The organism is Acidovorax sp. (genome assembly GCF_046339755.1).
Classification (GTDB): Bacteria; Pseudomonadota; Gammaproteobacteria; order Burkholderiales; family Burkholderiaceae_C; genus Acidovorax.
In genome coordinates, this window is record NZ_JBKDTZ010000387.1 from 1 (window position 1) to 20,201 (window position 20,201).

Genomic DNA, 20,201 nt, shown 5'->3' on the forward strand with positions numbered 1-20,201 from the left:
CAGTATAATTTCACGCAAGCGCATCTGGGCCTTCACCGATTGCGAGGCGCAGGCATCGGTCGCCTCGCCTGGGCCGGCCAGCGCCTGGGGGTCTGGGTTGTTCATTCAGGAGACACGGGATGGATGAGCGCGACTGTATACAGAAATCAAGTTCACATCCATTGGCAACAACACTGCAGCCCTTACAAAACAACGATCTAGTTGATATGCCTGGCTGCGATAGCTGATTTCCTTGTTTTCTATGTATACAGAAAACCGCCTTTTCCCCACAATAAGCGCATTAACACGGCGATCTGCTGGACTGGTTGTATACCAAGACCGCAAAAGCGCTGCCACCCCACGGAGAGAGACAAAAATCATGTTCCCCAAGAACGCCTGGTACGTCGCCTGCACCCCCGACGAGATTGCCGACAAGCCCCTGGGTCGCACCATCTGCGGCGAGAAGATGGTCTTCTACCGTCCTGCGCCCGACCAGGTGGCCGCGCTCGACGACTTCTGCCCCCACCGCGGTGCGCCTCTGTCGCTGGGCAAGGTATGCGACGGCCAGCTCATGTGCGGCTATCACGGCCTGCGCGTGGGCTGCGATGGCAAGGCCGTGTCCATGCCCGGCCAGCGGGTGCAGGGCTTTCCGCGCACGCGCAGCTTCCCGGTGGTGGAGCGCTACGGTTTCATCTGGGTCTGGCCCGGCGACGCGGTGCAGGCCGACCCCGCCAAGATCCACCACCTGGAATGGGCCGAGAGCCCCGAATGGGCCTATGGTGGCGGGCTGTACCACATTGACTGCGACTACCGGCTCATGGTCGACAACCTGATGGACCTGACGCACGAGACCTATGTGCACGCCAACAGCATCGGCCAGAAGGAGATCGACGAGGTTCCGTGCAAGACCCGCGTGGAGGGCGACGAGGTCATCACCAGCCGCCACATGGAGAACATCCAGGCACCGCCGTTCTGGCAGATGGCGCTGCGCATGAACGGCCTGCCCGATGACCAGCCGGTGGACCGCTGGCAGATCTGCCACTTCACGCCCCCAAGCCATGTGCTGATCGAGGTGGGCGTGGCACTGGCCGGCCATGGCGGCTACGACGCGCCGGCGGACAAGAAGGCCTCGAGCATCGTGGTGGACTTCATCACGCCCGAGACCGAGACCTCCATCCACTACTTCTGGGGCATGGCACGCAACTTCAAGCCGGGCGACCCGTCCCTCACGGCGCAGATCCGCGAAGGCCAGGGCAAGATCTTCTCCGAAGACCGCGAGATGCTGGAACTGCAGCAGCTCAACCTCACGCGCTACCCCGAGCGCAAGCTGCTCATGCTCAACATCGATGCCGGCGGCGTGCAGTCGCGCAAGGTGATCGACCGCGTCCTGGCGGCGGAGCAGGCGGCATGAGCGGCGCGCAGGACACCCTGCAGGTGCGCGTGGTGCGCAGGCAGGTGGAGGCCGAGGGCATTGCCAGTTTCGAGCTGGCGCGGCCCGATGGCTCACCACTGCCCGCGTTCAGCGCCGGCTCGCACATCGACGTCCATGTGCCCGGAGGCATCACGCGCCAGTATTCGCTGTGCAACAGCGCCAGCGAACGACACCGCTACCGCATCGCCGTGTTGCGCGACGCGGCTTCACGCGGTGGCTCCGTGGGCATGCACGATGCCGTACACGAGGGCGACACGCTCACCATCAGCGCACCGCGCAACCACTTCGAACTGCATCCGGCGCAGCGCACACTGCTGCTGGCGGGCGGCATCGGCGTGACGCCGTTGCTGTGCATGGCCGAGCGCCTGTCCAACACTGGCGCCGACTTCACGCTGCACTACTGCACACGTTCAGCGGCACGCACGGCATTTGCGCAGGAGATCGCGGCATCGGCCATGGCGCCGCACGTGCAGATCCATACCGACGATGGCGATGCCACGCAAAAACTGGACCTCATGGCCGTGCTGGCCGATATCGCACCCGACTCGCGCCTGTACGTCTGCGGCCCGGCCGGTTTCATCGACCATGTAGTCAACACCGCAAAGAACCTGGGGTGGCCGGCAGAGCGCATCCACCTCGAATACTTCGGCGCGCCCGCGCAGGACACCTCGGGCGATGGCGCCTTCGAAGTGCGCATTGCCAGCACGGGGAGCACCTACGCGATTCCGGCCGGCATCTCCATCGTGGATGCGCTGCGCCCGCATGGCGTGGACATCATGACGTCCTGCGAGCAGGGCGTGTGCGGCACCTGCATCACGCGCGTGCTCGAAGGCGAGGTGGACCACCGCGACATATACCTCACCGACGAAGAGAGGGCATCGAACGAGCAGTTCATGCCCTGCTGCTCGCGCGCAAAAAGCAAGCTGCTGGTGCTCGATCTCTGAGGGCTACTCCGCTTCGGCGGTGCGGATGGTGTCCCGGCCATGCCGGTCCTTGGCACGGCCCAGGTCGGTGTCGAGCGCACGCGCCAGCTTGTCGGTGGCGCCGATGAAGGCGTTGGCCATCTTGTCGGCCTCGTCGGTCACCGTCACGGGCTGGCGGCCGGTCACACGCGCCTCGATGCGGCAGCGCTTGTCCTTGGCTCCCGATTTGCCGGCATCGACGTCGGACAGGAACACTTCGAGCCGCGTCACATGGTCCTGAAAACGCGCCAGCCGGGTCTTGGCTTCGTCGGTCACCCATTGGGCCAGGGATTCGCTGCCGTTGATGTGGTCGTCGGTGTTGACTTGTACTTGCATGCTGGGCTCCTTGGGGTGTTTGTGAGAGAAAGGCTTTGGTGCAGGACCGCAGCCGTGGCTCCATGGTGGCACCAAAGCCGCCACAGCGCGAATCGACCACGTAAGAACCTGTTAAACACAGGTTCTTACAACTTGCCCAGTGCGACGGCAGTCGGCAAAGGCGCGCCTGCAGGCAGGGCCGCGGCCTCGGCCACGCGGGCCTGCAGGCGCAGTGCGGCCGGGTCGCCCGGGCAGCGCTGCAGCAGCTGATTGATGTGTGCTGCCGCCGCTGCGGCATCGCCCGCCTGGAATGCGTCCAGGGCCGCTACCGACAGCGCGCAGACCGCGCTATCGGCACAGAGCGTGAAGACGCGCACCGGCTCGGCCCGGCCCTTGACGATGACCGCCTCGAGCACGCGCAGCGGCAGCCATTCGGGGAGCTGCCGGGCAGTGGCTTCCGACAGCAGGATGCCCGTGCCGAAGGCCTTGTTCGCCCCCTCCAGGCGTGCCGCGAGGTTCACCGCATCGCCGATCACGGTGTACGAAAAGCGCTGCTGCGAACCCACATTGCCCACCACCACCCGCCCCGTGTGCAGGCCGATGCGCATCTGCAGCGGCGGCAGGCCGCGCGCGCGCAGATCGGCCACCAGCGCTTCCATGGCCTGCTGCATGTCCAGGGCCGCGCGCACCGCATGCTCGGCGTGCTGTGCATCGTCGAGCGGCGCGCCCCAGAAGGCCATCACGGCGTCACCGATGAACTTGTCCACCGTGCCGCCGCTGGCATGGATGATGGGTGTCATGGCGTCGAAATAGCCCGTGAGCAATTCCACCGTCTGCTCGGCGCTCAGTTGCTCCGATAGGGTAGTGAAGTTGGCCAGGTCGGTGAACATGATGGTCACCTCGCGCACTTCGCCGCCCAGGCGCATCAGCCCGGGCTCGGCCACCAGGCGTGCCACCACGGTCGGCGGCACGTACTGGGCGAACATGGCACGGGTCTGCAGGGCGCGTCGGCGCACCGTGGCGTAGATGACCAGCGCGGTCGCGCCCGTCAGCCCCGCGGTCGAGGCGATGGGAACCAGCGGCGGCCACCACAGCCGGGCGTACGCGAACAGCAGCCACGAGGCGAGCGCCATGGCCGCGATGAGGCCTGCCATCAGCGCAACGGCCCAGCCAGTGTGCAGGCGCCAGCCGGCCAGGAGCACCAGCGGAACCAGGAGCAGCAGCAGCACGGGCGTCCAGTGGCCGGGCGCGCTGCGCAGGCCGTCGCCCGCCAGCAGGTTGTCCACCTGCGTGGCCTGCAGTTCCACACCGGGAAACAGGCGCTCGCCTCCGGTCGAACCAAAGGGCGAATTGAACAGGTCGGCCTGCGCGTTCTCCAGCTCCGACGCGCTGAGCGCGGAGCGCCCGACCAGCACGATCTTGTCCTTGAAGAAGCCTGGCGGCAGCAGCCCCGGCTCCAGGGCCTGGTAGTACGAGCGGGTGTCGAAGGTGCCGCGCGGGCCACGGTAGGCCAGCCATTCGGCGGGCTGCAGGTCGCTCGCCCGGGTTCCCGCCACGCGGCGCGCCAGCTGCATGGCCAGGCTGTCCGCATCGCCAAAGGCCCGGCGCACCACGAAATCGTCATCGGGCAGCACCAGCGCGCTGCCCGCCTGGCCGCCCGCGGCCAGCAGGCGGGGCAAGGGGGGCACGTCGGTCCACAGCGTGGCATTGCCGCTCTCCACCTTGGCACGCGCCGAAGCCAGCGCCACCGGGGCCGCAGTCGCCACCGCGCGCTCCAGTGCCGCATCCTCTTGCTCGCTGCCCGGGTCGGCAAACACCACGTCCATGCCGATGGCAGCGGCACCATCGGCATGGACCCGCTCGATCAGGCGCGCATGCAGGCTGCGCGGAAAGGGCCAGTGCTGCTGCAGCGCCTGGAAGGTGGGCTCGTCGATGGCGAGGATCACCACCGGGGAGGCTGCGCGCTGTGGCGCGGCCCAGGAGGTGAGCACGTCGAAGGTCTTGAACTCCAGCGCGTGCCAGGGCCGCGTGAAGGTGGCGGACCAGACCAGCAGCAGCACCAGCACGCTGGCCGCCAAGGCCAGCGCCGACTCGCGCCACGCGCTCCTAGAAACGGTAGCGCGCATCGATCACGTACCGGACCGTCTGGCGCGGCGTCCGGTCGCCGAACAGGTTGAGCACCCCTGCGCCGACGACCCAGTGCTTGTCCCGCGTCTCCCAGTAGCCCACGAGGTCCATGCTCCAGCCCGGCGGGCGGCGCGTGAGGTTTTCCTTGTCCTCGAAGCGCTCGGACCGGTAGACCGCCCGGGCGCTCAGGTACACGCGCTGCGCGCTGGCCCAGGTGGCCCCGATCACGGCGGTGTGGCGCGGGATGTAGGGGATGCGCAGGTCGCGCACCATGCGGTTGCTGGTGCTGTCCCGGTACTGGCTGCTGCTGTGCTGGTACAGGTATTTGGCGTAGCCCGACCACTGGCGGCTGAACATGCGGTTCACACCGGCACCCAGGGCCTGCAGCGTGCCCTCCTCGAAACCTGGCGTGCCTTCGAGCACATCGGTGGTCGAGAGGTTGATGAGCTGCGCATTGCGCATCTCTTCCAGGAAGGGCATGCTCGGTGTGCGCAGGTCCACCCCGATCACGCCGGGGTTGCGCACGCGCAGGTGGTCGGCGCGCAGATGCAGAAAGGTGCGATCGTCGATTTCCATGCCCAGCTGCGCCACTGTGCGGCGGTGGCGCCCGCCGGCCTCCACCATGCGGTCCTCGACAGGGATGCCGGCCGTCTCCACGCTGGTGAGGGTGGATGCACTCAGCGGGCGCAGCCAGTCCTGGTAGGCCATGCGCAGCGTGGTCCCGGCCGCGGGGGTGAACACCACACCCACGCGCGGTGTCACCACCTTTTCCGTGTCGCTGCGCCGGGCCTGGCTCGATTCGCTGACGTCCCGGACCAGCAGGCCCACCGCATTGCCGCCGCGCACCCGGTGGCGGATCTGCTGCACGCCCACAGCGCCGTCGAGCAACCACTCTGGCGTGAACTGCTGACTGCCCGCAAGGGTCAGGCCGGTGTAGCGCCGGTCGATCTCGTTGACCCCGGCGAACACCAGGATATCGGGCACGACGCTGATGTCGCGGCGGATCAGGGGGCCGTAGCCGCTCACTTCGCTGGACTGCTTTTCGGCCACATGCTCCAGTGCCACGCTGAAGCGCTGCCCGGGTTGCGGGTCCACACTGTGGCGCAGTTGCAGGTCGGTGAAGGCCTTCTCGGGTGATGCTTTCAACCCGCCCAATGCCGCCAGCGGCTCGAAGAGGAACAGGGTGGGAAAGTTGTCGGTGCGGTTGCGCTCGCGGCTGCGCCCGATCTTGAGCCAGGTCTGCTCCACCGGACTCCACCGGTACGACAGCCCGGCCACGCCCAGGCGCGCCCGGTTGTGCGCCGTGGTCTGCCGCACCTCGGAGCCATCGCCCCACAGGTCGAGCCGGTTGTGGCCCGTGAGCGACACGTCGTACTGGTTGGCATAGGCGAACAGGTTCAGGCGCTCGCTGGGCTGCAGCCCCAGGCCGAAGGTCATCACCTCGGCACCGATGTCACCCGTCCCCGAGGGATCGTGGAATGCCGGCACATTGAACACCCCGACGTCAATCGGCGAACGCCTGGCGCGCGCGCTCTGCGCCTTGAGGAACCAGGACACCGGCCGGTGGCTGTTGTCCATGCCATTGAGCGTGACCGAGGGCGCGCTCATGCGGTAGAAATCGCGGTCGAGCAGCAGGCCCAGCGCGCCATGGCTGCCGGGGCGCTGCAGCAGCGAGGAATGCAGCTGGCTGGCACCAAAGGCCATGGGGTCCGTCAGAAAGCCCTGGAACAGCGCCGAATTCTTGGCGAATTCACCGCGGTAGCGGTCGGCCAGAAACAAGTGGCTGCCGCCCCAGTACGGCGAGAAGCTCTTTTGCGCCAGCTCCAGCGCCCATTCCTCCATGCCGAAGAAAGCCAGGGAGGCGCCCAGGTTGGCGCTGCCCTTCTGGTCGTTGGCCACCTGGTTGAGCGACTTGAGGTAGGGCATGCGCTGCACGGCCGCGCGCGCGGAATCGACGGCATCGCCGGGCTGGAACAGGTCGGTCTGGATCTGCGCCAGCAGCAGGTAGGGCAAGGGGTCCTTGTCGTCCAGGGCGCTGGCCTGGCGCAGCGTGGCCAGCGCATCGGGCGTGCGCCCGAGCTGGTAGTAGGCCACCGCCGTCCAGACCTTGGCGCGCGCATAGCGCGGCTCCATCACGCCCGCGCGCAGGAAATCACCGAGCGCTGCCTCGGGTCGGCCCTGCTTGAGGTGCATGAGCCCCTGGCCGGTGAGTGCGACATAGTCGGCCGGGTTGTCGCGCAGCGCGGTCTCGAACGCCAGGCCGGCCTCGGTGAACTGGTTGATGAACGTCGCCAGCGTGCCCCTCTCACCCTGCGCGCCCGGCACCTGGACGTCCAGCACCAGCGCCGGGTCCAACGCTGCGCGCGCGGGCCTGATCTCCTCGCGCTCCACATGCGCGCTGCCCAGGCCTTGCCAGGCCCGCGCGTCGCCAGGCAAGCGCGCCGTGGCCTCGGTATAGGCGGCAATGGCCCCTGGCCCATCGCCCTGTCGACGGGCCAGCTCGGCGCGCACCAGTGCCAGGCTTGCATCGACCGACCCGCCGGTTCCTGCCAGCGTGGCCTGCGCTTCGTCCACCCGGTCGGTGAGCAGTTGCACGCGCGCCAGTTGCGCCAGCAGGGCCGGATGCGCGGGCCAGTGCCGCGCAAGCGCGGTGCGCAGGGTGGCCACGGCCGCAGTGCCATCGCCATCGAGCAGTTGCAGGTCCGACTGCATCAGCCAGGCGGCCAGCACCGGCGGCTGGCCTGCCGCCGCGCCCGCCTGCTGCGCCAACCGGGTGCGGGCGGCCTGCAAATCGCCAGCCTGCAGCGCCACGGCCGACTCCATGGTGGCGGCCCAGCCGGCAGGCACCTGGCCACGGACCTGGGCCAGGGCCACGGAGGCAGCGACGGCATCGCGGCGCGCGAGCGCACGCTGCACCGGCTCCAGCACGGCGGGAATTCCACCATCGGTTGCGCCCTGCGCCGCAAGCGCGGGCAGCGGGTCGGCGCGCAGCGCATTCACCCACTGGATGCGGTCACGCGGCTGGATGAGCACCATCTTCACCGGTGCCTGGCCGACATCGGCATAGGCGGCCTCATTGGCCGCCACCGAGACCTGCCCCTGGGCATTGCCAAACTCCACCGTGCCCGACAGCACGGTGATCAGCGTGCGGCCATCGCCAGCGACCTCGATGTCCCAATCCGTGCCGCGGATCGCCGCCGTGGCGGCGGGCGTTTCCAGCGTGAGGCGGCTGCCGTCGGCGCGGCGCGTCTGCGTCCAAGCGCGGCCGGCGCTGAGCATCAGCGTGGTCATCGGCTGCGCGGGCGTCGCCACGGCCTTGACCTGCAGCACCGTGTTCTGGTGCAGGCGCAGCTGGGTGTCGTCGGCAAACAGCAGGGCCATGCGTGCCGCTTCGCGCGTGCGCACGAAGTCACCGGCCGCCAGCGCCTGGGCCTGGCGCGCCGGCTTCCAATCCGGCATGGCCGCGGCGCGCTGGTCGCCCACGCCCTGCAGGTTGACGATCTCGGCCGCCGCGCCCGGGGGCACAGCGGCATGGCCCGGGGGCCATGCCAGGGCCAGAAGCGCGGCCAGCGCAGAGAGACGCATCGTGGGGTGGCGCATGGGGTGCCTTGTTGTCTTGTAGAGCGGGTAGAACGCGGCGCAGGCGCGGCCACGAACAAGCCGCACCAACCCGGTCACAACCGGTTACTGAAATTATCGTGAGCGAGGACGGGCCACACACCCCCCGCACCGGGTAGCGCGCCGCCATTTCATGAAGAAAGCCACATTTCATAGCACCGCGTGGCGCAGGCAGGGGATGCACGGCCCTTTCCTACAGACGGCACCAAGGGGCCGGTGCTACAACGTAACTATCTATTGCATTGCATGTGCGGACCCGCATCGCACATTCCCCGTGGAGCCTCAACCCATGCCCGCCGCCCCCCGCCTCAAGATCGGCCTGTCCGCCTGCTTCCAGCACGCCGACCCCAACCGCCCCCTGTTCACCGGCAAGACCCTGCAGTATGTGGAGCAATCCATCGCCCACTGGCTCATGTCCGCCGGGGCCATGGTGGTGATGGTTCCCTGCCCCACGGGCGAGACAGCACGCGGTGACGTGACGCTGGCGCACTATGCCGAATGGCTCGATGGCGTGGTCATGCACGGCGGTGCCGATGTCTGGCCCGGTAACTACGGCGAGGAGCCGCTACGCGAGGAATGGGTGGGCGACCGCGTGCGCGACCTGTACGACCTGGCCGTGGTCAAGGCCTTCGCCGAGGTGCGCAAGCCCATCTTCGGTGTCTGCCGGGGCCTGCAGCTGATCAACGTGGCCTTCGGCGGCGCGCTGTACCAGGACATCGAGTTCCAGCACCCCGGTGCCCAGCAGCACCGCAACGCCAGCACCTACGACCAGCATTTCCACGACATCCAGATCGTGCCGGGCTCACGCCTGGCCCAGCTGTACCCCGACACCGCGCGCGCACGGGTCAACAGCATCCACCACCAGGGCATCAAGCGCGTGGCACCGGACTTCGAGGTGGAGGCCCTGAGCGAACCGGATGGCGTGCCCGAAGCCATCCGCCTCAAGCCCGCCCCAGGGCGCGGCTACATCGCTGCCACGCAATGGCACCCCGAGTTCCACAAGCCGGGCTCCGACACGCTGGACGACACCGCCATCCTCGAGGACTTTCTGGCCGCCTGCACCAAGGCCAAGGCGCAGGGTGCCCCGGAGCCCCATGCGTCGCCGTTCCGCGACCGCGCCACCCGGCTTCTGCGGCGCGCCATGCGCAAGGACCGGCAAAAGGCCGGGGAGCAATGAGACCGCGCCTGCAGCACACCCCATTCATTGCGCCCGCCGCAGCAAAAAAACCGCAAAAGCGCCCACTTTTTCTTACCCCGCGGGACCGGCGAAGCACCGGCACCTTCTGCCGCAGCCCAACTTCCTGGATACTTGGCGCCTGATGAGCCCTTATCCAGCTAGAAGCGAGCCCGCACCATGAGCATCTTCGACCGCCTTCTGGGCGGCGTGCGCAAGCCGACGGACCGTCCCGCAGAGGCCCTTCCCACACCTGCAGCAGCGCCGCAGGAACGGCGCAAGCACCGGCGTGTCAATGCGCGCAAAGGCACCAAGGTGCTGATCATTGACGACTCGCCGACCGTCGTCGCCGTACTGCGCAAGACCCTCGCCTCGGCCGGCTATGACACCCGCGAGGCGCTGGATGCCGAGCGGGGCCTGGCCCTGATCGCCGAGGAACCGCCCGATCTGGTTTTTCTGGACATCATCCTGCCGGGCATGAACGGGTTCAACGCGCTGCGCCACATCCGCAAGACACCGGCTTCGCACCACATCCCGGTGATCATGATCAGCGGCAATGAACACGCCACCGAGCAGTTCTATGCCAACCGGATCGGCGCCGACGATTTCATGAAGAAACCGTTCTCGCGCCACGAGATCTTCGCCCGCATCGAGGCCCTGCTCGACCCACAGCTCATTCCCCGGCGCAGGGGCGGCGCACCGGGCGATGCGGCCACTTCGCCCGCCCCGTTGTAATCGCGCGCACTGCGTTGAGTCCCGGCCTGCCGGCACGGGGTAGCGCATGCGCAAAGCCCTGTCCCAATAACCCCGCGCTGGTCAAAACCTCCAAATCACTGTAAATTCATACAGTGATTTTGCAATCCAAGCTTGCCATCCTGGCCGACGCCGCCAAGTACGACGCTTCGTGCGCGTCCAGCGGTGCCGCGCCGCGCGATTCCGTCGGCGGACGCGGCATGGGCTCGACCGAGGGTATGGGCATCTGCCACAGCTATGCGCCCGATGGGCGCTGCATCTCGCTGCTCAAGATCCTGCTGACCAACTTCTGCCAGTACGACTGCCTGTACTGCGTGAACCGGGTCAGCAGCAACGTGCCGCGCGCCCGCTTCACGGTGCAGGAAGTCGTACAGCTCACGCTCGATTTCTACCGGCGCAACTGCATCGAGGGGCTGTTCCTGTCCAGCGGCATCATCCAGAGCCCCGACTACACCATGGAGCAGGTGGTGGAAGTGGCGCGTGTGCTGCGCGAGGAGCACGACTTTCGCGGCTACATCCACTTGAAGACCATTCCCGATGCCTCGCCCGAGCTGATGGAGCGCGCCGGCCGCCATGCCGACCGGCTGAGCATCAACGTGGAGCTACCCACGCAGGAAGGCCTGGCGGCGCTGGCGCCACAGAAGGACGGGGCCGCCATCACCCGCTCCATGGCGCGCATGGCGGTGCACATCGAGGAGGCACGGCAAGCACGCAAGGCGCAGGCGGCCACCAAGGTGGTGTCCATGCCTGCCTCGGCACGTGCGCGCCGTGCCCCGGCCCCGCATTTCGCACCCGGCGGCCAGAGCACGCAGATGATCGTGGGCGCCGACGCCACCGACGACCGCACCATCCTGGCCACCAGCGCCGGGCTCTACGGCGTGCACCGGCTGCGGCGCGTGTACTACTCGGCCTTCAGCCCCATCCCCGATGCGGCGCGCGCGCTGCCGCTGATCGCGCCGCCCACCGTGCGCGAGCACCGCCTGTACCAGGACGACTGGCTGATGCGCTACTACGGCTTCGCGCATGGCGAGATCGTGCCCGCCGGCCAGGGCGGCATGCTGGCCTTGGACATGGACCCCAAACTGGCCTGGGCGATTGCCCACCGCGAGCGCTTTCCCGTGAACCTGAACACCGCGCCGCGCGAGCTGCTGCTGCGCGTGCCCGGCTTTGGCGTGCAGACGGTGGACCGCCTGCTGGCTGCGCGCCGTGTGCGGCGCCTGCGCCATGCCGACCTGGCGCGCCTGCACGTGCCGCTCAAGAAAGTGCTGCCCTTTGTGGAAGCGGCCGACTACCGGCCCGGCCGCGCGCTCGATGCGGCCGACCTGGCGGCCCGCCTGGCGCCTCCCCCCGCGCAGCGCAGCCTGATTGACTGAAATCCGCCCATGGCCTGCCACACCATCACCCTTGCCCACCCCACCGACTGGGGCGGCTTCCGCCAGGCGGCGCGCACCCTGGTGCAGGCCGGCGTCCCCCCGCAGGAGGTGGAGTGGCACACCCCGCAGACCGCTGCGCGCGATCTGTTCAGCACCCCTTCGGATGGCATGCACTGCACCGGCTCCCCGCCGCCAGCCACGGAGCCTGGCCCGGTGCTGCGGGTCCCCGAGGCGTTCGTGCACCTGTGCGAACGCCTGGTGCTGCATCGCAACCCGGCGCGCTTTGCATTGATGTACCGGCTGCTGTGGCGCCTGGCGCACGAGCGTGCGCTGCGCCACGACCCGCTCGATGCCGACCGCCTGCAGGCCCACCACATGGTGCGCGCGGTGGCGCGCGACATGCACAAGATGCACGCCTTCGTGCGCTTTCGCCCGGTGACCGACAGCCATGGCCAGACCGTGCAGGTGGCCTGGTTCGAGCCCGACCATTTCATCACCGAGGCCAATGCCGGCTTCTTCGTGCGCCGCTTCACGCAGATGCACTGGGCCATTCTCACGCCCGATGCCAGCGTGCGCTGGGACGGTAGCCAACTGCACCTGGGTCCCGGCGCGCAGCGCAGCGATGCGCCGCCGCCCGACGCCGGCGAGGCGCTGTGGCTCACCTACTACCGCCACATCTTCAACCCCGCGCGCCTAAAGACCACCATGATGCGCAAGGAGATGCCCCAGCGCTACTGGCGCAACCTGCCCGAGGCCACGCTGATCAGCGAGCTGGCCCACGGCGCGCACGAACGCAGCGGCCGCATGGTCGAGGCCGCGGCCACCACGCCGCGCAAGCGCATCGCTCCGCTCACACCGTCGCACGCGCACGCATCGCACTGAACTGCGGCGCGGGCTCGGCTGTGGTCCAGCGCCAGGGCAGTGCGTTCGCGCGCCACAGGCCGCCCTGCACGTGCAGGCGCAGCACACGCTGCGCACCGGGCCAGCGTGCACGCGAGGCCTCGTCCCAGAGCAGCTCGGCGCGTGCCGCCACATGCAGCAGGCCGCCCTCTTCATAGTCCACCCACAGCAGTCCGGCCTGCGGGTGCAGGGCGAGGTTGCCCAGGGTGTTGAAGAACAGGTTGCCAGGGTAGTCCGGCAGGCTGAGCACCAGGCCCTCGGCCGTGTGCTCGGCATGCACGAAACCGGGCTCGCCGCCGCGGTGGGACACGTCCACCCCCTCGTTGCGCCGGCTCCCCGGATGCGCAGCCGAAGCGCTGGCGATGAACATCGTGTCGCTGCGCGGGATCAGCGCCAGCGCGGCGGCATCGAGTCCCGGGCCCAAGGCCTGGGCCGGCGCAGGCGGCGCCACCTCGGCCCGCAGCCCGGGCGCGCGCGCCTGGATGTACTTGGGGCAGTTGCCAAAGCTCTGCACCACATCCACCACCAAGCCCTCCTGGGCGTCAAACGCAGCCACCCGCCCGTTCATGCGGTTGCGCCGGCGCGTGTGCGGCTCCAGGCCCAGCACGCCCACCGGCGACCCTTGCGTGAGCTGCGCCAGCACCGGGTCGACCGCATCGGGCACCGCGGCGATCTGCATGCTGCGCTCATCGGGCGTCTGCACGAAGCCGGGCGCGCCGGCCACCATGGTGGCCCAGGGCTGGCCCTGGCCATCGAGCGCGCCCAGCAGCAGGGTGGGCAGCTTCTCGAACAGCTCGCGGTGCTGGTCGGGCATGTGGTCGCGCAGCACCACGGGGCCGACCGCGGCCATGCGCTCGCGCACGCCCACGCGCTCCTGCAGCGCCTGTTCGCCCACGTGGAAGGCAGCAGCGGCCCCGGTGCTCATGCGGCCACCACGGCGTTAGGGGCCGGCAGGCGGTCGGCCAGCGGCACATAGCCCGGCAGGGCTTCTACCCGTGCCACCCAGGCGGCAATGCGCGGGTAGCGGTCCAGCGAGAGCCCGCCGATGGGGGCCTGCGAGGTGTAGCTGACCATGGCGATGTCGGCCAGGCTGGGCTGGGCACCGCCCAGCAACCAGTCACGGCCTTCGAGCGCCGGCTCCATGAAATCGAACAGCCGCCAGCCAATGGCGAGCGCCGCCTCGCTGGGTTCGCGGCCCGTGATGGCGGCAAAGCGGGCGCTCGATGCGCCGGGCGCCAGCATGCCGGCCGCCAGGCTGAACCAGCGCTGCAGGCCGGCCTGGCCCACCGGGTCCCGCTGCATCCAGTGGCTGCCTGGCGCGTAGCGCTGCACCAAGTAGACCAGGATGCCGTTGCTGTCGGACAGCACCAAGTCGCCATCGACCAGTACCGGGATCTGGCCCAGAGGGTTGCGCGCGAGATGCGCGGCCTGGCGGTGCTCGCCGGCGATCACGTCCACATGGACCAGCTCGTGCGGTAGCCCCAGCATGGACAGCATGAGTTCGACCCGGTGGCTGTGGCCCGAGATGGGCATGCGGTAGAGCTTGAGGGGGGTGGAGGGTGCCATGGCGAGGGTCCTTATAGACAGGGAAACAGGAATGCCTCAACGATATCCATTGCCAGATCCGCCGTGAATAGCCATAGTACGGCAATCAAAATTGCGGATATCGCAACAATGGACAATCTGGACACCTTGCGCTGCTTCATCGCCGTGGCCGACGCGGGCGGCTTTGCGGCTGCGGCGCGGCGCCTGGGGGTGTCGGCCACCGCCGTCACGCGCGCCATTGCGGCGCTGGAGGCCCGCCTGTCCGTGCTGCTGTTCCAGCGCAGCACGCGCACGGTGCGCCTGACCGAGGCGGGCGAGCGCTTCCTGGCCGACTGCCGCCCCCTCCTCACCGATCTGCACGAGGCCGAACAGGCCGCCCGCGGCGCGCAGGCCGAGCCCCAGGGCCTGCTGGCCATCACTGCGCCGCACATGTTCGGCATGCGGCACGTGGCGCCCATCGTGCAGGACTTCCTGCACGCCCAGCCGCGCGTGCAGGTGCGCACCTTGTTCGTGAACCGGTTGGTGCACCTGCTGGAGGAAGGCATGGACGTGGCGGTGCGCATAGCCCACCTGCCGGATTCACGCCTCACGGCCGTGCAGGTGGGTGCACTGCGCCGCCTGGTGGTGGCCTCGCCCGGGTACCTGGCGCAGCACGGCGAGCCGCAGCACCCCGGCGAGCTGGCCACGCACCGGGCCATCGGCTTCAGCTTCGACAACAACAGCGTGTCGCCCTGGAAGTTCAAGGATGGCGTGGTGGGCCAGCCGCAGTTCACCTGGATCAGCAACAGCAACGAGGTGGACATCGCCGCGGCCGAGTCGGGCCTGGGCCTCACGCGCTGCCTGGCCTACCAGGCGGCCCAGGGTGTGCGTGCAGGCCGGCTGCGCATCGTGCTGGCGGCGCACGAGCCACCGCAGGTGCCCGTGCACATCGTCTACCCCGCTGGCCGGCGTGCGCCGGCCAAAGTACGGGCCTTCGTGGAGTTTGCGCGCGAGCGGCTGTCAGCCGAACCCGTCCTGCAAGGGCGTGGGCTCGGCCGCAAGGGCTGAGAAGGCCTGCCGGTCGCGCGTGGGCGCAGGCAGCCGGTGCAGCCGGAAATGCCGGCGCAGCGACTCGGGCGAGCCCAGGCCCGCCAGATCCGCCACTTCATCGATGGGCATGGCCGGATGCGTCTCCAGCAGATCCTTGGCAATGCCGATGCGCTCGCGCACCAGCCAGTCCTGCGGCGACAGGCCGGTGCTCTCCTTGAAGCGGCGCTGCAGCGTGCGCCGGCTCATCTGTGCGAATTCCGCCATGGCATCCACCGAATGGTCCTGGCGCGCGTTCTCGCGCAGCCAGTCGAGCAGGCGGGCGATGGGGCTGACCTCGGTGCTCGGCATGGGCCGGGGCACAAACTGCGCCTGCCCGCCATCGCGGTGCGGCGGCATCACCAGCCGCTGGGCCACCACATTGGCCACGCGCGCGCCATGGTCGCGCCGCACCAGGTGCAGCAGCATGTCCAGCCCGGCGGCAGAGCCGGCCGAGGTGATGGCCTGGCCTTCGTCGATGTAAAGCGCCGAGACGTCCACGGTGATGTCGGGAAACTCGCTGGCCAGGCGCTCGGCGTAGCGCCAGTGGGTGGTGGCGCGCCGGCCGGCCAGCAGGCCCGCATGCGCCAGCACGAACACGCCCGAGCAGATGGAGCAGATGCGCGCGCCGCGCCGCCAGGCGCGTTGCAGGGCGCGCAGCAGCGCCTCGGGCGGGCGCTCGGCCGCATCGCGCCAGCCGGGCACCACGATGGTGTCTGCGCGCGACAGCATGGCCAGGCCATGCGGCGCCTGCACCTGCAGGCCGCCCATGGCACGCAGCGGCCCGGGCTCCACCGCGCACACGGCATGGCGGTACCAGTCCACCTCCAGCTCGGGCCGCTCCAGCGCGAACAGCTCGACCGCACAGCCGAATTCGAAGGTGCACAGCCGGTCGTAGGCCAGGATTGCGACGAGATGGGGCATGGCGCAATGTTACCGACTATTGTCCTGTCAGCCACTGGCCCGAAAGCGCTCCCCTGGCGACACTGGAGCCATCTCACCAGCCATTCAGGAGCACTCGACCATGACCTCTTCCCAAAGCGCCGTCGCCGCCATCCCCGCCGCCCCCAGTGACCAAGCCCTCGCGCATTTCGAATCGGCTTTCGCCTTCGAGACCGATTGCTGGGATGTGCATGACGCCATGGACCGCGGCGTGCAGGACTTCGTGCTGCTCGACGTGCGCAGCCATGCGCTGTACGAGGCCGGACATGTGCCCGGCGCCGTGAGCCTGCCGCACGGCAAGATCATCGAGTCGAAGATGGCCGCGTATGCGCCCGGCACGCTGTTCGTCGTCTACTGTGCGGGCCCACACTGCAACGGTGCCCACCGCGGAGCCGTGCGGCTGGCGCGGCTGGGGCTGCCGGTGAAGCTGATGATCGGCGGCCTGACCGGCTGGATCGACGAGGGCTTCAGCGTGGAGAAGGGTGCCCAGGGTGCCTGAACCCACCCACATCCGCGAGGCCAGCCCGCACGATGCAGCGCAACTGCTCGCCATGATGCGCGCACTGGCCGTCTTCGAGGGCTATGCCGATGCCTTCAAGGTGGCGGAGCAGGACCTGTTGGACCGCGGGCTGGCCTGCAGCGGGGCGGACCGCGAGTTCGGCTGCCTGGTGGCAGAGCCCGGTGCGGGCGGGCCGCTCGCTGGCTATGCGGTCTGGGTGCTGACCCGCTTCACCTTCGACCTGAAGCCCACGCTGGTGCTCAAGGAGCTGTGGGTGCAGCCCACCCACCGGCGCAGGGGCCTGGGCGAGCAGCTGTTTGATGCGGTGCGCAAGCGGGCGTCAGCGATCGGCGCCACGCGGCTGCAGTGGCTGGTACTGCCGGGCAATGCGCCGGCCCAGCGCATGTATGCGCGCTGCGGCGGGCGCCGCGACACGCACTGGGAACACTGGGAGCTACCGCAGGAGGCGCTGCGGCAGCCCGGCTGAGCCGATCAATGGTGGTGGCCGTGGTCGCCGTGCACGTGGCGGTGGGCAATTTCCTCGGCACTGGCAGCGCGCACGCTGGCCACCTTGCAGGAGAAACGCAGGGCCTGGCCGGCCAGGGGATGGTTGCCATCCAGGTGCACTTCAGGCCCCTTGATCTTGACCACGTTGAACACGGCGGGCTGGCCATCGTGGCCCACGCCCTGGAGCTGGCCGCCGACCTTCACGCCCGGGGGGAACTCGGACTTGGGAATGGTGCGCACAAGGCCCTCGTCACGCGCGCCGAAGGCGTCTTCCACCGCCAGGTCCAGCGTGGTGCTGAAACCGGCGGCATGGCCTTCGAGGGCGGCCTCGACCTTGGGGAAGATGTTCTCGTAGCCGCCGTGCAGGTAGGACAGGTTGCCCGAATCCAGGGGCTTGCCCTCGGGCGTGGTGACCTTGTAGCTGATGGTGACGGCAGTGTCTTTGGCAATGTTCATGGTTTCTGGCGCGCGTTCATTCAAGGAAAAGCAGGGGGCGGCATGGCCGCCTTGCGGATCAGGATGCCGGATTGTCCACGACCCGGCCCACCCCTGCCGCGGCAGGGGATGGGCAGCGCACCTCACGCCGCGGCCGGCACCTCGTCCTCGGCCTGGCCAGGGTAGCGCGCAAAGCGCCGCGCCTCGGTGCCGTGCACCGGGTCGCTGTCGGGCCAGGGCCAGCCACCGAACTGGGTGCGGCGGTAGTCCTGCATGGCCTGCATGATCTCCTGCTGCGTGTTCATCACGAAGGGGCCGTACTGCGCGACGGGCTCGCCGATGGGCCGGCCCTGCAGCACCAGCAGCTCCACCACGGTGGGGCCGGTGTTGATCAGCAGCCAGTCCTGGCGTGCATCGACTTCCATCGCGGCGTGCTCGCGCACGTCCTGCGGGCCCACGCGCAGGCCGTCGCCCACGAAGAAGTAGAGCATGCGCCGGGTGCCCTCGCCCTGCGCGGCAGGCAAGGTCCACTGCGCGCCGGGCTCCAGGCGCAGGGTCCAGATCGCGACGTCCGCGCCGGGTTGCGAGGCCCAGGACTCGGGCGGTGGCGCCAGCGGGGCGGGCGCTGCGGGCAGGGCGCCGGCCACCACGGTCACGGTGGTGGCGCGGCCGGCCTCGTCGTGGTGCACCAGGCGCGGGATCTTCTCGTTCCACAGCATGGTGAAGTGCGGCTCCACCATCTTGTGGCGCGCGGGCAGGTTCAGCCAGATCTGGAACAGCTCCAGCGGATTCGGCTCGGTTGCATTGAGCAGCGGAAACATCTCGGAATGCACGATGCCCTTGCCGGCCGTGACCCACTGCACATCGCCGCCACCGAAGCGCGCGGCCGCGCCGAGCGAGTCGGAATGGTCGATGAGCCCCTTGCGCACCAAGGTCACGGTCTCGAAGCCGCGGTGCGGGTGGCCGGGAAAGCCAGGCACGGTGTCGCCGTGGTACATGCTCCAGCCGTCCTTGCGGCTGAAGTCGCTGCCGATCTGGCGGTCGTCCACGGGCACGGCCGGTCCGAAGGCCGCATTGCCCGCAGGGTAGGCGTCGTCGTGGTGGGCACAGAACAGGAACGGGTCGAGCGTGGGCCACAGCGGGCCGAGCGGCTGGCTCTGCAGGACAGGCGTGGGGTGGGTGGTCGACATGGGGCGATGACTCCTTGTGTGGTGCGCCGCTCGGATTGTGAACGGCTTGCACCTGCAAGTGAGGCCACAGCGCGCGAACAGAAGTCCTGTGGATAGGACAGTGCGGTGCGCGCGGCGGGACAATGCCCCGCCGTCAGGCGTGCACCGGCTGCGCGCCGTTGGTAGGAACCGGCGCCGGCCTCAGCGCCAGCCCGCCGAGCACGGCGGCCATGCCGGCTGCCGCCATCACCAGTCCCCGGCCCAGGGTGCTGCGGATGCCCAAGCGCATCACCACCCAGGCCGAAAGCCCGAGCGAGCACACCGCCATGATGAGGTTGGACGGCAGGAAGGCCAGGCCCACCTGCATGGCGTCGTAGCCCAGCACCAGCTGCATGTACAGCGCCGAGAGAAAGAACCAGGCGAACATGGACGCCGCCCAGAGCACACCCACCACGTTGGAGATGGCCAGGTTGCGCAGCCCCAGCAGGGCCAGCGGCACCAGCTTCGATGCGAAGCGCCATGGTCAACGGGTTGTTTCGTTCACGAAGTCTTGCGGCGGTAAACAGCCTTCATGAACTCCTTCCAACTCCCATCGGGCTGCTGGGTGGAGGAGGTCAGGGTGCGCTCGTTCGGGCCGACGATGGTGATGGTGTCGCGGTATTTCGCGGTGCTGCCATCGCCCGTGAAGCTCGGGCCTTCGGTCTCCAGCGGGAGCACCTTCCCGGTGGCGTCGAGCGTGCCGCGGTAGATCCACATGTGGGTCGCCATCGAGCCGACCCAGGTGCCGATGAAGGCTTCTTTCGCAGGGTCGTAGCCCAGGGTGAGCAGCATGCGCGCATCGCCGCCATCGGGCATGGTGCCCGTGCCTTCGCCCAGCACCCACAGGTCGCCGATCTGGCGCACGTGTTCGGTGCCGGTGCTGGTCATGGGCGGCTCGCCCGGACCGGTGTCGCAGGTGGACTCGCAGGTCCAGTCGCCCAGCAGTTGCTGCAGCCAGCGGTGCTGCGCCTGGGGTTCGGGATTCATCATGGTGTGTCTCCTTGGGGGTTGGGGGTTTACATCGCCAGGCCGTCGTGGTGGTGCACGGGGATGGCGTCGAGGTCCACGCCGTCGAGCACGCGCAGGTTGACCGCGGCCATCTTGTGGCCCGCAGGGTGCGTGCCCTCGCCATGGGTGTGGATACCGCAGGCCGGGCAGAAGCGGTGCTGGATGACGTGCTTGTAGAAGGTATAGCTGGCGAGGTCCGCCTCGGGCGTGGTCAGCCTGAGCCGGTCATGCGGCACGAACCACAGCAGCGAGCCGCGCCGACGGCACATGGTGCAGTTGCAGGCCAGGGCGCTGTCGATGCTGCCCTCGACCTCGAAGGCCACCTTGCCGCAGAGGCAGCTTCCGGTCTGGCGCAAGGC

The 20,201-nt window shown here is 68.9% G+C and carries 19 protein-coding genes and 1 pseudogene; 9 read left to right on the top strand and 11 right to left on the bottom strand.

Annotated elements, in window-relative coordinates; translation table 11 throughout:
- The first annotated feature begins 358 nt into the window (after window positions 1-358).
- Window positions 359-1,390, top strand: coding sequence for a Rieske 2Fe-2S domain-containing protein (locus tag ACK59X_RS33245; RefSeq protein WP_409963542.1), 1,032 nt, complete (start codon window positions 359-361; stop codon window positions 1,388-1,390).
- The gene (locus tag ACK59X_RS33250; protein ID WP_409963544.1) at window positions 1,387-2,355 is read left to right on the top strand and encodes a PDR/VanB family oxidoreductase; all 969 of its coding nucleotides are present in this window, start codon (window positions 1,387-1,389) and stop codon (window positions 2,353-2,355) included. Before ACK59X_RS33245 ends, ACK59X_RS33250 begins: the two co-directional genes overlap by 4 nt.
- Window positions 2,356-2,358: 3 nt before the next feature.
- Here ACK59X_RS33250 and ACK59X_RS33255 read toward each other — a convergent pair whose 3' ends face one another.
- From ACK59X_RS33255 to ACK59X_RS33265, 3 genes are all read right to left on the bottom strand, one after another.
- Window positions 2,359-2,709 (bottom strand): HPF/RaiA family ribosome-associated protein, encoded by a 351-nt coding sequence (locus ACK59X_RS33255; RefSeq protein WP_057200711.1) that lies wholly within the window; start codon window positions 2,707-2,709, stop codon window positions 2,359-2,361.
- Between the two features lie 125 nt (window positions 2,710-2,834).
- Window positions 2,835-4,814, bottom strand: coding sequence for a CHASE2 domain-containing protein (locus ACK59X_RS33260; RefSeq protein ID WP_409963546.1), 1,980 nt, complete (start codon window positions 4,812-4,814; stop codon window positions 2,835-2,837).
- The gene (locus tag ACK59X_RS33265; RefSeq protein WP_409963548.1) at window positions 4,795-8,415 is read right to left on the bottom strand and encodes a TonB-dependent receptor domain-containing protein; all 3,621 of its coding nucleotides are present in this window, start codon (window positions 8,413-8,415) and stop codon (window positions 4,795-4,797) included. Before ACK59X_RS33265 ends, ACK59X_RS33260 begins: the two co-directional genes overlap by 20 nt.
- 307 nt (window positions 8,416-8,722) lie before the next feature.
- Here ACK59X_RS33265 and ACK59X_RS33270 point away from each other — a divergent pair, with 307 nt between their 5' ends.
- The 4 genes from ACK59X_RS33270 (at window position 8,723) to ACK59X_RS33285 (ending at window position 12,615) form a co-directional block, all read left to right on the top strand.
- Complete coding sequence (locus tag ACK59X_RS33270; protein ID WP_409963550.1) at window positions 8,723-9,610, top strand: gamma-glutamyl-gamma-aminobutyrate hydrolase family protein; 888 nt, start codon at window positions 8,723-8,725, stop codon at window positions 9,608-9,610.
- Window positions 9,611-9,787: 177 nt separating this feature from the next.
- On the top strand, window positions 9,788-10,342 hold the full coding sequence (locus ACK59X_RS33275) for a PleD family two-component system response regulator (protein ID WP_409963552.1): 555 nt from the start codon (window positions 9,788-9,790) through the stop codon (window positions 10,340-10,342).
- A gap of 113 nt (window positions 10,343-10,455) precedes the next feature.
- On the top strand, window positions 10,456-11,733 hold the full coding sequence (locus ACK59X_RS33280; protein WP_409963554.1) for a putative DNA modification/repair radical SAM protein: 1,278 nt from the start codon (window positions 10,456-10,458) through the stop codon (window positions 11,731-11,733).
- Between the two features lie 9 nt (window positions 11,734-11,742).
- Window positions 11,743-12,615 carry a TIGR03915 family putative DNA repair protein gene (locus ACK59X_RS33285; protein WP_409963556.1) on the top strand — a complete coding sequence of 291 codons (873 nt, stop codon included), beginning with the start codon at window positions 11,743-11,745 and terminating at the stop codon, window positions 12,613-12,615.
- Here the strand turns inward: ACK59X_RS33285 and ACK59X_RS33290 are convergent.
- Window positions 12,584-13,558 carry a pyridoxamine 5'-phosphate oxidase family protein gene (locus tag ACK59X_RS33290; protein ID WP_409963558.1) on the bottom strand — a complete coding sequence of 325 codons (975 nt, stop codon included), beginning with the start codon at window positions 13,556-13,558 and terminating at the stop codon, window positions 12,584-12,586. The two genes, ACK59X_RS33285 and ACK59X_RS33290, sit on opposite strands and share 32 nt — an antisense overlap.
- Window positions 13,555-14,199 carry a glutathione S-transferase family protein gene (locus ACK59X_RS33295; protein ID WP_409963560.1) on the bottom strand — a complete coding sequence of 215 codons (645 nt, stop codon included), beginning with the start codon at window positions 14,197-14,199 and terminating at the stop codon, window positions 13,555-13,557. Before ACK59X_RS33295 ends, ACK59X_RS33290 begins: the two co-directional genes overlap by 4 nt.
- A 108-nt stretch (window positions 14,200-14,307) precedes the next feature.
- Between ACK59X_RS33295 and ACK59X_RS33300 the strand changes: the two genes are divergently transcribed.
- Complete coding sequence (locus ACK59X_RS33300; RefSeq protein ID WP_409963562.1) at window positions 14,308-15,225, top strand: LysR family transcriptional regulator; 918 nt, start codon at window positions 14,308-14,310, stop codon at window positions 15,223-15,225.
- Here the strand turns inward: ACK59X_RS33300 and ftrA are convergent.
- Window positions 15,178-16,167: a transcriptional regulator FtrA gene (ftrA, locus tag ACK59X_RS33305; protein ID WP_409963564.1), complete on the bottom strand. Its 990-nt coding sequence runs from the start codon at window positions 16,165-16,167 to the stop codon at window positions 15,178-15,180. The genes ACK59X_RS33300 and ftrA overlap by 48 nt on opposite strands.
- Window positions 16,168-16,267: 100 nt before the next feature.
- Between ftrA and ACK59X_RS33310 the strand changes: the two genes are divergently transcribed.
- Window positions 16,268-16,684, top strand: a complete 417-nt coding sequence (locus ACK59X_RS33310) for a rhodanese-like domain-containing protein (protein WP_409963566.1) — start codon at window positions 16,268-16,270, stop codon at window positions 16,682-16,684.
- The gene (locus tag ACK59X_RS33315; RefSeq protein WP_409963568.1) at window positions 16,677-17,171 is read left to right on the top strand and encodes an N-acetyltransferase family protein; all 495 of its coding nucleotides are present in this window, start codon (window positions 16,677-16,679) and stop codon (window positions 17,169-17,171) included. The genes ACK59X_RS33310 and ACK59X_RS33315 overlap by 8 nt, the downstream gene beginning before the upstream one ends.
- Before the next feature lie 5 nt (window positions 17,172-17,176).
- Here the strand turns inward: ACK59X_RS33315 and ACK59X_RS33320 are convergent, their stop codons facing one another.
- The 5 genes and pseudogenes from ACK59X_RS33320 to ACK59X_RS33340 form a co-directional block, all read right to left on the bottom strand.
- The gene (locus ACK59X_RS33320; protein WP_409963570.1) at window positions 17,177-17,647 is read right to left on the bottom strand and encodes a peptidylprolyl isomerase; all 471 of its coding nucleotides are present in this window, start codon (window positions 17,645-17,647) and stop codon (window positions 17,177-17,179) included.
- Between the two features lie 122 nt (window positions 17,648-17,769).
- Entirely contained in the window at window positions 17,770-18,816 is a 1,047-nt protein-coding gene (locus ACK59X_RS33325; RefSeq protein WP_409963572.1) for a pirin family protein, read from the bottom strand.
- Window positions 18,817-19,021: 205 nt separating this feature from the next.
- A pseudogene (locus tag ACK59X_RS33330) lies at window positions 19,022-19,297 on the bottom strand (MFS transporter); the annotation flags it as partial.
- Window positions 19,298-19,335: 38 nt separating this feature from the next.
- The gene (locus ACK59X_RS33335) at window positions 19,336-19,824 is read right to left on the bottom strand and encodes a DUF1579 domain-containing protein (protein WP_409963574.1); all 489 of its coding nucleotides are present in this window, start codon (window positions 19,822-19,824) and stop codon (window positions 19,336-19,338) included.
- 26 nt (window positions 19,825-19,850) lie between these two features.
- Window positions 19,851-20,198, bottom strand: a complete 348-nt coding sequence (locus ACK59X_RS33340; RefSeq protein ID WP_409963576.1) for a GFA family protein — start codon at window positions 20,196-20,198, stop codon at window positions 19,851-19,853.
- Window positions 20,199-20,201: the final 3 nt, after the last annotated feature.